The 9973-nt window shown below is 63.9% G+C and carries 13 protein-coding genes; 2 read left to right on the top strand and 11 right to left on the bottom strand.

Annotated features, from left to right (window positions below):
* Positions 1-224: 224 nt before the first annotated feature.
* A complete protein-coding gene (locus NKH03_RS29055; protein WP_352972273.1) occupies positions 225-617 on the bottom strand; it encodes a RidA family protein in 393 nt (130 codons plus the stop codon).
* A 285-nt stretch (positions 618-902) separates the two neighbouring features.
* Between NKH03_RS29055 and NKH03_RS29050 the strand changes: the two genes are divergently transcribed.
* Entirely contained in the window at positions 903-1223 is a 321-nt protein-coding gene (locus tag NKH03_RS29050) for a DUF1476 domain-containing protein (protein WP_352972271.1), read from the top strand.
* A 7-nt stretch (positions 1224-1230) separates the two neighbouring features.
* On the opposite strand, the gene NKH03_RS29045 is transcribed toward NKH03_RS29050, so the two are convergent.
* From NKH03_RS29045 to NKH03_RS29005, 9 genes are all read right to left on the bottom strand, one after another.
* Positions 1231-1695 carry a cupin domain-containing protein gene (locus tag NKH03_RS29045; protein ID WP_352972268.1) on the bottom strand — a complete coding sequence of 155 codons (465 nt, stop codon included), beginning with the start codon at positions 1693-1695 and terminating at the stop codon, positions 1231-1233.
* 298 nt (positions 1696-1993) lie between these two features.
* Positions 1994-2548 (bottom strand): DUF4142 domain-containing protein, encoded by a 555-nt coding sequence (locus tag NKH03_RS29040; protein WP_352882868.1) that lies wholly within the window; start codon positions 2546-2548, stop codon positions 1994-1996.
* A 70-nt stretch (positions 2549-2618) separates the two neighbouring features.
* Positions 2619-3362: a DUF899 family protein gene (locus NKH03_RS29035; RefSeq protein ID WP_352972267.1), complete on the bottom strand. Its 744-nt coding sequence runs from the start codon at positions 3360-3362 to the stop codon at positions 2619-2621.
* Positions 3363-3499: 137 nt separating this feature from the next.
* Entirely contained in the window at positions 3500-3922 is a 423-nt protein-coding gene (locus NKH03_RS29030; protein WP_352882870.1) for a lysozyme inhibitor LprI family protein, read from the bottom strand.
* 153 nt (positions 3923-4075) lie between these two features.
* Positions 4076-4900 carry a carbohydrate ABC transporter permease gene (locus NKH03_RS29025; protein ID WP_352882871.1) on the bottom strand — a complete coding sequence of 275 codons (825 nt, stop codon included), beginning with the start codon at positions 4898-4900 and terminating at the stop codon, positions 4076-4078.
* Between the two features lies 1 nt (position 4901).
* Positions 4902-5870, bottom strand: coding sequence for a carbohydrate ABC transporter permease (locus NKH03_RS29020; RefSeq protein WP_352972265.1), 969 nt, complete (start codon positions 5868-5870; stop codon positions 4902-4904).
* A gap of 52 nt (positions 5871-5922) precedes the next feature.
* On the bottom strand, positions 5923-7191 hold the full coding sequence (locus NKH03_RS29015) for an ABC transporter substrate-binding protein (RefSeq protein WP_352972263.1): 1269 nt from the start codon (positions 7189-7191) through the stop codon (positions 5923-5925).
* A gap of 162 nt (positions 7192-7353) precedes the next feature.
* Positions 7354-7842, bottom strand: a complete 489-nt coding sequence (locus NKH03_RS29010) for a GNAT family N-acetyltransferase (protein ID WP_352863767.1) — start codon at positions 7840-7842, stop codon at positions 7354-7356.
* 5 nt (positions 7843-7847) lie between these two features.
* Positions 7848-8741, bottom strand: coding sequence for a transglycosylase SLT domain-containing protein (locus NKH03_RS29005; RefSeq protein ID WP_352882875.1), 894 nt, complete (start codon positions 8739-8741; stop codon positions 7848-7850).
* A gap of 181 nt (positions 8742-8922) precedes the next feature.
* On the opposite strand from NKH03_RS29005, the gene NKH03_RS29000 reads away from it, so the two are divergent.
* Positions 8923-9492: a methylated-DNA--[protein]-cysteine S-methyltransferase gene (locus tag NKH03_RS29000; protein ID WP_352972261.1), complete on the top strand. Its 570-nt coding sequence runs from the start codon at positions 8923-8925 to the stop codon at positions 9490-9492.
* A gap of 12 nt (positions 9493-9504) precedes the next feature.
* Here NKH03_RS29000 and NKH03_RS28995 read toward each other — a convergent pair whose 3' ends face one another.
* The gene (locus NKH03_RS28995; RefSeq protein ID WP_352882877.1) at positions 9505-9834 is read right to left on the bottom strand and encodes a hypothetical protein; all 330 of its coding nucleotides are present in this window, start codon (positions 9832-9834) and stop codon (positions 9505-9507) included.
* Positions 9835-9973: the final 139 nt, after the last annotated feature.

The following is a 9973-nucleotide window of genomic DNA, read 5'->3' as shown; positions in this document are numbered from 1 at the left end:
TCAGACGCTTCAACGCCATCACAGACGGCTTCGTTCTCGCCTCGCAAAATCAACCCGAAGCAAATGTGTGCGCACGCTAGCCCCTTGTGGGAGAAGGTGGATCGGCGCGATAGCGCCGAGACGGATGAGGGGTGTTCCAGCGGAGTGAGGCGTTGGCGCTCACTGGAACACCCCTCATCCGTCGCCTTCGGCGACACCTTCTCCCACAAGGGGAGAAGGGAAGATCAAGCCGTCGCCACACACTCGATCTCGATATCGAACTCCATCGGCCATGACGCCACTGGCACGAAGGTCCGTGATGGCGGATTTTCGGGAAAATGCCTGGCATAGACGCGGTTGATGGCGTTGTAGAAGCCGGAATTGACGGCGTAGATGCGCACCATCACCACATTGTCCAGCGAGATGCCGGCCGCTTCCAGGCAATGCTTCAGCGCCTTCAGCGACGCCTCGGTCTGCGTTTCGATATCGCCCTTGACCAGCCTGCCGGTCGCAATATCGAGCGGCGGCGTGCCGGACACGAAGACCAGCCCTGCGGCCCTGGTCACCAGCGACAGCGGCACGCCCAGCGTGCGCACGGCCGCCGACAGCACCGGCACTTCGATGACTTCCTTCTTCACGGCAATCTCCCTCTCATTTGCAGGGAGCTTATCTGCCTGCCTTGGGAAGGCCAGTGCCGATGCTCGGTTTGGCTAGAGAAAACCGATGAACCGTCCGGTGAGAAGCACGGAGGTCCGCAGCAGCGCGACGAACGCCCGCTTATTTGCGCGCGCCGCCAAGTGCCCGCTCTATCGCCGCATGAACGACCCTGCCTTGCTAATGACATCCATGCGCGCCACTCTCGCCTCTCCTGGCCGCTCTTCTCCCACGCTGAAGACCGGACTCACATCAAAACGAGGCAAACCATGAGCAGCATGAGAGACCGTCAGGAAGGCTTCGAAAAGAAGTTTGCTATGGACGAGGAAACGAAGTTCAGGGCCATGGCGCGCCGCAACAAGCTGCTCGGCCTGTGGGCCGCCGAAAAGCTCGGCAAATCCGGTGCGGACGCCGACGCCTATGCGAAGGAGGTTGTGCACGCGGACTTCGAGGAGGCCGGCGACAACGATGTGTTCCGCAAGGTACGCGCCGATTTCGACGCGGCAGGCATCGCCCAGTCGGATGCTCAGATACGCACCGCCATGGAAGACCTGCTGGTGACCGCGGTCGAACAGATCAGGACGACCTGAGTACCGCTCACCCCTGCCCCTGATACGGCGTGCCATCCCTATGCAGAAACCGCCCGTCGGAACTCGGGCTCATCATGTCGATGTCGGAGCAGGTGATGACATCGTCCGGGTTGCGCGAACCGACCTCCAGATAAAGCGCCGTTGTCGACGAACGGTTGATCAGGTGATGGCCGTTGCCGCTGTTCTTGGCGAAGGTCGCGCAGTCGCCTGCCCCGAGCAGCGTTTCGCCGTCATCCTCGACCAGCGTCAGTTCGCCCTCCAGCAGATAGACGAACTCGTCCTCATGGCTGTGCCAGTGCCGCTGGCTGGACCAGCCGCCGGGTGGCAGGGTCATGAGGTTGACGCCGAAATCGGTGAGGCCGCCTGCATCGCCCAGGCGGCGGCACGCGCGCTCGGCGCAGGGGGCATCGAAGGGTGCGGGGTAGCCAGAGCCCTTGCGGATGGGGACGGCTGATAGATCGACCTTGGGCATGGGTGTCTCCCTCGGATTGATTGCCGCAGTCTAATTCATGGAGGACGGAGGCACAGGGCCAGCTTGCGGCAGTGGTTTGCCAACAGGCTAGCATCCAACGTGGCACTCTACGGCGCCCCCCTCTGTCCTGCCGGACATCTCCCCCACAAGGAGGGAGATTGGCCGTCACTGCGGCCTTCGCTAATTTTCACCGTTGCAAGAAGAGCGCCGGCGCCGAAGCTGCCAATCTCCCCACCTGTGGGGGAGATGTCCGGCAGGACAGAGGGGGGCGCCGTAGGGCGCCGACCTTGAACCGCCTTCAACCCTGGTGCGCGACCGCCAGTTCCTTCACGTGCTTCTCGTGCATCCGCAGCGTCGGCAGCGTCTTCTTGGCGAATTCCTTCAGCGCCGGGTCGTCGCCTGACCGCGCATAGGTGGAAAACAGCGCCACCGCCTGCTTGTGCGCTTCTGTCTGCAGGGCGATGTATTTGGCCTGGAAGGGCTCGCCATCCAGAGCCTTGAGCTGGTCCAGCATCGCCTGATCCTTCGGCAGCAGCGGTGGGCCTTCGGGTGCCACCGACGCGGTGGTCTGGCTCTTTTCGCGAGCCATCCTGAAATCCTGGCCGGCCTTGGTGTGGTCCTTGACCATCAGCCCGGCGAAATCCTTCACGTCCGCCGCAACGCCCTTCTCCTCAGCCAGCTTGCTGCTCTCGATCTCGAAACGATTGGCGCTGGCCAGCGTCCTGGAGAAGGTCTCGGTGTCGACCTTGTTTTCCGAAAGCGGCGGCACTCCGGCGGGTGCTGCCTGCTGCGCGAAAGCCGTGGGCGCGCCGGCCAGAAGGGCCAGCGTGGCGATGGTGAGATAGGGTCTCATCTGAACTCTCCGTGTTGGGTCCCAAAGGCCCAACGCGGCAGACAGAATGAAGTTGCGCTTCGCTTGGCCCTCAATGGCAACACGCCTCGCCATATTGCAGCTGTTCGTTCCAGTTCGGCCGGCCTTCCGGCGTGAAATCCATCAGGTTCCACAGGATCTCGCAGGTGCCGATGGCGCGCGGGTCCTGGCCGGGCTCCGGTGCCGCGAAGCCCAACTCGGACGACCAGAAATGGCGGATGCCGTCGGCATCGCGATGAAACACCGACAGCAGCGGGATCTGCGCGCCGTCGGCATCCTCGGCATTGTAGTCGCGCTTGAAGCTGTTGTTGGCCGAAGACACCAGCCGCATGTTGTGCCAGCCCCGGTCGCGGCCGAGCGTGACCAGGTTTTCGAGCGCGGTCTTGCCGACCACCGCGAAATTGAAGCCGGCCGCCTCGAGATGCCCGACCGCGCCGTCGAACTGGTCGAGCAGCGCGGTGCAGGATGGACATGGCTGGTCCTGTCGCGCAAGCCTCGCCGTGCCGCCGCTGGTGGCCACCTCGCGCGTCTCCTGGGGATGGCGCGGAAACATCATGTTATAGAGGATCAGCGAGTTCTTCCCCAGCGCGAACAGCTCCGAAAGTTTGACCCTTGCTGGCCTTCCATCGGTATCCAGCCCGTCGAACTCATAGTCCTGGCGGATCAGTCCGCCGGGAGGCAGCGCCCGCCGTGCCTCGGCCACGTCCTCCATGGCGCGGCGCAGCTCCATTTCCTTCCGCAGCAGTTTTTCACGCGCGGTGCGGTATCTGGCGGACTCGTTGGGAAAGGTGATCATGATCGTCTCCTTGGTCGTCGCGCCGGCGTCCCGGCGCGGTTGCTCTACGACCCAAGGACGTCTGGCGACGATCGACTCCGACATTTTTGCGCGCGGCAAGACGACAACGGCGGAACCTTTCGCAGGACCGGCGAACGCTACTGCGCCGCCGGCACCGGGCAGTCCATCACCCCTTCCTCGCAATGGAGGTAACCCTGAAAATCCTTCAGCCGTTTTTCGGTCAATCCGGCCTGGCAATTGGCGATCACCATGGGACGGATGCTGCCGGCGGTTTCGGGCGGGCCGCCCTGGAAATTGCATTCGGCGTCACGGAAAGCGACCCAGGCGCGCTGCGCATTGACCAGCAGCTTCTTCGACGCGGCATTGTCCTTCAGCCTGCCCTCGATCTGCCTGTAGGCGTCATTGAGCTTCTTGTCGGACGCCGCGAAATCCTTGCCGGCGCACTCGTTCATGGTCGCCTGGTCCTGCGCATTGGCGCAGTCGTCGGCGGCCCGCGCGGTGTTCACAAAGAGCGGGGCGGCAAGTATCAGGGTGGCAAGGCTGGAGAGCAGAAACCGCATCACGTTTCCTCCGGTTCAGCAACGCCCCACGCAGGCGAAGCTTAGCAACCGGACGAGTGCAGGCAAGATGCGGCCTGCCGCGTTGGTGGACATTTCCTTTACTTGCCTGATTCTCGCGGCAGCTCGGCAAACGCGCCGCACGATGACACCGCCTCACCCCTTGACGCCACCGGCCGTGAGGCCGGAGACGATCTTGCGCTGGAAGATCAGGACCAGCACCACCAGCGGCACCGTGACGATCACCGATGCGGCCATGATGTTGCCCCACGGGATCTCGAACTGCGAGTTGCCGGAGAGCAGCGCGATCGCCACCGGCACGGTCCGCTGCGCGTTGTTGGAGGTGAATGTCAGGGCAAACAGAAACTCGTTCCATGCGCCGATGAAGGCCAGCAGCCCGGTGGTCGCCAGCGCCGGCCACATCAGCGGCAGGAACACCCGGGTGACGATGATCCACGGCGTCGCGCCGTCGAGGATCGCCGCCTCCTCGAGCTCGACCGGCAGGTCGCGGACGAAGGTGGTGAGCACCCAGACGGTGAAGGGCAAGGTGAAGATCATGTAGGAGAAAATCAGCGCGAACAGCGAATTGTAGAGGCCGAACATGCGGACCAGTTCGAACAGCCCGGCCAGCAGCGCCACCTGCGGGAACATCGAGACCGACAGGATGGTGAACAGCAGGGCCGAGCGGCCGCGAAAGCGGATGCGTGCCAGCGCATAGGCTGATGTGACGCCGAGCAACAGCGACAGCGCGACGACCGCGCCCGAGACGAACAGCGAATTTATGAGATTGCGCACGAAGCTGCCCTCGGTCAGCACATTCCGGTAGTTGGCAAGACTGACCGTCGTCGGCCAGAGGTCAGCCTGGAACAGCTCCGTCCCCGATTTCAGGCTGGTGACGATGGCGTAGTAGAACGGGAACACCGCGACGAAGACGATTCCTGCGACCAGGAGATAAAAGGCCGTTCGCTTCAGCACCCACATCTCAGCGGTCTCCGTCCAGGCTGATCCGGCCGATCCGGATATAGGCGATGGTGAGCAGAGCAAGGATGAGGAAGAGCAAGGTCGAGGCGGCGGAGCCATAGGCGAACTTGTCGAACTCGAACAGGTTCTCGCGGGCGAACACCGACATCGACTTGGTGTGGGCATTGTTGGGCGTCAGCACATAGATCAGGTCGAAGATGCGCAGCGCATCGAGCGCGCGGAAGATCACGGCCACCATCACCGCCGGGCGGATGAGCGGCAAGGTCACCCGCCAGAAGATCTGCCACGGATTCGCGCCGTCGAGCCTGGCGACCTCGATGATCTCCCTCGGCAGCATCTGCAGCGCGGCCAGGATGAGCAGCGCCATGAACGGCGTCGTCTTCCAGATATCGACGATGAGGATCGCCGCCATCGCAGTGTCGGCGTTTGCCGTCCAGGCGATCTTGGCGCTGATCAGGCCGAGGTTGAGCAACACGACATTGATGATGCCGAACTGGTCGTTGAGCATCCACTGCCACATCTTCGCCGAGACGATCGTCGGGATGGCCCAGGGGATGAGGATCGCCGCCCTGACGATGCCGCGGCCTGGGAATTTGGCATTGAGAACCAGCGCAACGATCGTTCCGAGGATCGTCTCGCAGGTCACGGAGACCACGGCGAAGCGCACCGTGTTCCAGACGGCACGCCACCAGACCGGATCAACGAGCAGACCATCGTAGAGGACCCGTCCGCTCGGCATGCTGAAAACCGAAAAATAATTGGCGAAGCCGACCCATTGGCGCGCGTCGAGGTCGGCCAGCGAGGCGTCGGTGAAGCTGAAATAGACCGTGCGGGCAAGCGGCCAGCCGGCCGCCGCGGCGAGCACCAGAAGCATTGGCGCCAGGAAAAGCCACGCCGAGCGAACGCGCTGTGCCTTCAGCGGCGAGTGCGCGGCCCTGGCTGTTTCAGGTACCGGTTCCATTCTTGTCATCTCACACCCGCTCGTCGCGGTTCCCCCGGGCGGATGCCCCAGCATCGTCGCGTCACCAGCCTCGGCCCTTCAGCTTGGTCAGTATCGCTTCAAGGTCGGCAAGATTGTCGGCGGCAGTGCCGTCGCCCGAGAGCGTGTTGTGAACGGCGTTCCAGAACTGGCTCGACGCCTCGTTGTATTTGATCCTGGTCGCGGCCGAAGGGCGCGGCACCGCATTGAGAAAAATCTGCTTCCAGCGCGGAACAATCGGCTGTTGCCTGGCGACGTCGGCATCGTCATACAGCGCCTGGATGGTCGGCAGGTTGGACGTCTTCAGCGTGCGGTATTTCTGCATCGCGGGCGAGGCGATGAACTTGACCAGCTCGATCGCGGCATCCGGATGCTTCGAATATTTGGAGACGGCGAGGTTCCAGCCGCCCAGGGTCGCGACCGGCCGGGCGCCTTCGCCCGTGCCGGCCGGCAGCGGCGCCACGTCGAATTTGCCCTTGATCGGCGAGCCCTCGCCGTTGCCGAGCGCGTAGGCATAGGGCCAGTTGCGCATGAACACTGCGTTGCCGGTCTGCCACACGCCGCGCGATTCCTCTTCCTGGTAGGCAAGCACGCCGGGCGGGGCGATGGTCCCGACCCAGCCCTTGGCCATATCGAGCACTGCCGCCGCTTCTGGGTTGTTGATGGAGATGGAGCCGTCCGGCTCGATGATCTGGCCGCCGCCATTCGACATCACCCATTCGAGCGCGTTGCAGGTCAGCCCCTCATAGGCATTGCCCTGGAAGACGAAGCCCCAGATATCCCGATTGCCGGCCGCACGCTCCTTGTCCATCACCAGCTTGGCGGTGTCTGCCAGTTCCTTCCAGGTGGCCGGCGCCTTGGCGCCGTATTTGTCGAGGAGATCCTTGCGGTAGTAGAGCGCCGGCGCATCGGTGAAGATCGGCAGAGCGACGAGCTTGCCATCGACCGTCTGCGACTGGATGATCGACGGGAAATGGGCGCCGACGACATCCTTGGTCGCGGCGGTCAGATCGACGAGCTGGCTGGCGAGCTGCGGCGCCCAGATCACGTCGGTCTGATAGACATCGATGTCGCTGTTACCCGCGGCGAGCCAAAGCCGGTATTGGCCGAACTGGTCGGTCCCGGACGTCGGCATGATGACGATGCCGACTTTGTTGCCGCTGTCTTTCTCGTAACGGTCGAGGATCTCGCGCAGCACCTTGATGCCGTCGCCCGTATCGCCCGACACGATCGACAACTCGACAGCCCGCGCCGGAGCAGCAGCCAGCATGGCGGCGACACCGAGTGCCAGAAATGCGTGAAAAAGATTCATGATGGCGGATGTCCCTCCGCGGCCGGCGACGGAAAATCCTCCCCCGCGCCGGCAGCTTGTCAGACCCCACCCTGCAATGAATGCGAAGCGGCGCTTTGGGTTCCCAAAGCGAGTCATTCCTTGTGATCGGCGATCGGGCCGATTCGCGCGGCTGGAATGGTTTCAGCCTTCCCAGGCGACAGGCATCATTCCCAGTCGCTCGTAGAGCCGGACGGCGGCGGCGTTCTCGACCGTGTTGGTCTTGAGGTCGACATGGTCGGCGCCGCGTTCGCGAAAAATGGCGAAGGCGTGCCACATCAGCGCCTCGGCAACGCCCTTGCCGCGCGCCTCGGGATGAACGGCGAGGTCCTTGACGAAGGCGCGGGTCCAGCACAGCGCCGCCGCCGCCAGCCGACCCTTGGCATCGATGACGAGGAAGCACAGCGCCGGGTCGAATTCGGGATCATCCGCGATACGTGGCCACCATTCGTCGAACGGGCCATCGGCGCCGTCGTCGAACACTTCGGTCAACAGCGCATGCAGGGGCAGCGCATCACCGGGCTCGAAGCAGCGCATGACGAAACCGTCCGGCCAGTGCGGCGGAACCAGCGTCTCGTCGAGGATCTTGCGCAGCCGGATGTCGTTCAAAGCCGGCGGACGCGGTTCCGGCATCGCGCTCAGGCGTCGGGCTGCAGGCGGCGGCGCTGACGGTCGACACCAAGGCCGGTCGCCTCGAGCAGGCCCTTGCGCTTGGCGTCGAAATAGTAGCCGGTCTGGTAGAGCCAGTCGGCCTTCTTGGCGTTGCCGCCGGCCACCAGCCAGGCGCCACGCAGATATTTCACCGCGTATTTCAAATTGGTCTCGGCGTCGAACAGGCCCTTGGCCGGTCCGTCATAGCCCATGCCGCGCGCCGTCGCGTGCTTGATCTGCATCAGCCCCCAATGGCCATTGTTGTAGGCTTTCGGGTTGAAGGTGCTCTCGCGGTTGACGACGCGGCGCACCAGGTCCACCGGCACCTGGTAGAGGGCGGCATATTTCTCGATCAGCCGTTCGACATCGCCACGCACGCCCGTCGCATGTTCTTCCGTCGGCCCGACGGGACCCTGCACCAGGGCAGCCGGGTTCTGCGGCACGACATAGGCGACCTGCTGGACGCCAGGCATCCGGTCGCCCTTGGCGGTCGCCGGCATCACCAGCCCCGCGGTCGTATAGGTCTCGGCAGCCTGGACCGGCTCGCCCGCATTGGCTGGCGCAGGCGCCTGCCAGGCATTGGCGGTCATCACGGCTGGTGCCGCCGGCGTCGAACCGGCAAAGGCGGCGGTCACTGCCGCCGGTTGTGCCGCGGGATCGAGCGGCGGCTCGGCCGTCTGAACGGGAGCGATACCGGAGGATTCAGGCAGCACCGAAACCGTCTCCGGCAGCGGCACGGTGAAGCCGGCATCAGCGCCGGCGGCGGTTGTTGTTTCGGTAAGAGCAGGCGCGGACTTCATCTGCGAGGTCGACGTGCAGCCGCTGACGCCGGCGGCGGCCAGGATCACGCCGATCGCGATAAGGTTGAGTTTTGCTGGCAAGCCGCGCTCGGGTCCGATTTGTCGGGTTGTTAAGAAATCCCTTACACCACCGATTCATGAGCGGCAATCGGGGCCATCAGGTGGTTTTCGGGTGGCGAGACTTGGCCTCTGATGCCATATTGTTCTGGATATGTACCGGGACGAATCCCGGTTTTCGCCACTTTGCGGAAAGGAACGCGGCATGGACACGACATCTTCGATCACGGCCGGCCACGCAGTGTTAGAAACAGTGATCGGTTTCATGGGCATCGCGTGGAGCGAAAAGGGCCTGATCCGGCTCTGCCTGCCCGAACGCAGCCGCGAAGCGGTGGAGCGGCGCCTGCTGCGCCATGGAGGCGTTTCCGCCTCCACGGCCCAGCCGCCATGGGTGGTCGACCTGATCGCCTCGATCAAGGCTTATGCGGCGGGCGAGGACGTCGATTTCTCCGGCGTGCCGGTCGATCTCGACGGCGTCGACGATTTCCGCCTCGCCATCTATGACGCGGCGCGAAAACTCTCCTTCGGCGAAACCACCACCTATGGCGAGTTGGCCAAAACCGCCGGCCATGCGGGGCTCGCCCGCGAAACCGGGGCGGCGCTCGGCGCCAATCCGGTGCCGCTGGTCATTCCTTGCCATCGCATCCTTGCCGCCGGCGGCAAAATCGGCGGCTTCTCGGCGCCCGGCGGCTCGGTCACCAAGGAGAAGATGCTGGCCATGGAAGGCGTGCGCGTCGGCCCGCCGCCACCGGCGCAGGTTTCCTTCGGGTTCTGACGCGGACAAGTTCTAGTTGTTGTGGAAGAACCGCCTGCGGAAATGCCGGTCATTGTCCGGGCGCTTGCAGTTATAGACGGAACAGGACTTGGTGTCGGCGCTGGGCACGTAGGCGCGCGTCCTCACCTCGCCCATGGTGCAGAATTGCTGGCTCTGCACATAGCGGTCGTAAAGCGGCAATCCCGGCACCCGCGTCGACTGGTAGCGCAGGATGACGGCGCCCTGCCGGGCTATCGTCGCCTGAACCTTGCCGCAGCTCATATGCGTCGGATCGTAGCGCGAGATCGCCTGCGCGTCGGCCGCCACCAGCGTCAGGCAGCCGGCAAGCAGAATGGTTTTCATGGTTCTCTCCCCCTGATCCGCCGCTTGAGGACAGCGCGACCTGCCGCAACGTTTTCAGCAGATTGGGGCAGCCGTTGGGCAGCCCCTCGATCACGGTTTTCTCACGCAGTCTTGTATTTTATGCGAAACCAGCCTATAT

The sequence above is a fragment of the Mesorhizobium sp. M1406 genome, assembly GCF_040317555.1.
In the GTDB taxonomy this organism is placed as follows: domain Bacteria; phylum Pseudomonadota; class Alphaproteobacteria; order Rhizobiales; family Rhizobiaceae; genus Mesorhizobium.
This window is presented reverse-complemented; position numbering and strand designations above follow the sequence as displayed.

What these genes read in the sequence shown, in the direction of transcription:
- NKH03_RS29025 (WP_352882871.1), bottom strand. Translation starts at nt 4,900, where the DNA reads ATGTGGGTGCTGAAGCGAACGGCCTTTTATCTCCTGGTCGCAGGAATC.
- NKH03_RS29030 (WP_352882870.1), bottom strand. Translation starts at nt 3,922, where the DNA reads ATGCGGTTTCTGCTCTCCAGCCTTGCCACCCTGATACTTGCCGCCCCG.
- NKH03_RS29020 (WP_352972265.1), bottom strand. Translation starts at nt 5,870, where the DNA reads ATGACAAGAATGGAACCGGTACCTGAAACAGCCAGGGCCGCGCACTCG.
- NKH03_RS29045 (WP_352972268.1), bottom strand. Translation starts at nt 1,695, where the DNA reads ATGCCCAAGGTCGATCTATCAGCCGTCCCCATCCGCAAGGGCTCTGGC.
- NKH03_RS29010 (WP_352863767.1), bottom strand. Translation starts at nt 7,842, where the DNA reads ATGCCGGAACCGCGTCCGCCGGCTTTGAACGACATCCGGCTGCGCAAG.
- NKH03_RS29000 (WP_352972261.1), top strand. Translation starts at nt 8,923, where the DNA reads ATGGACACGACATCTTCGATCACGGCCGGCCACGCAGTGTTAGAAACA.
- NKH03_RS29035 (WP_352972267.1), bottom strand. Translation starts at nt 3,362, where the DNA reads ATGATCACCTTTCCCAACGAGTCCGCCAGATACCGCACCGCGCGTGAA.
- NKH03_RS28995 (WP_352882877.1), bottom strand. Translation starts at nt 9,834, where the DNA reads ATGAAAACCATTCTGCTTGCCGGCTGCCTGACGCTGGTGGCGGCCGAC.
- NKH03_RS29050 (WP_352972271.1), top strand. Translation starts at nt 903, where the DNA reads ATGAGCAGCATGAGAGACCGTCAGGAAGGCTTCGAAAAGAAGTTTGCT.
- NKH03_RS29015 (WP_352972263.1), bottom strand. Translation starts at nt 7,191, where the DNA reads ATGAATCTTTTTCACGCATTTCTGGCACTCGGTGTCGCCGCCATGCTG.
- NKH03_RS29040 (WP_352882868.1), bottom strand. Translation starts at nt 2,548, where the DNA reads ATGAGACCCTATCTCACCATCGCCACGCTGGCCCTTCTGGCCGGCGCG.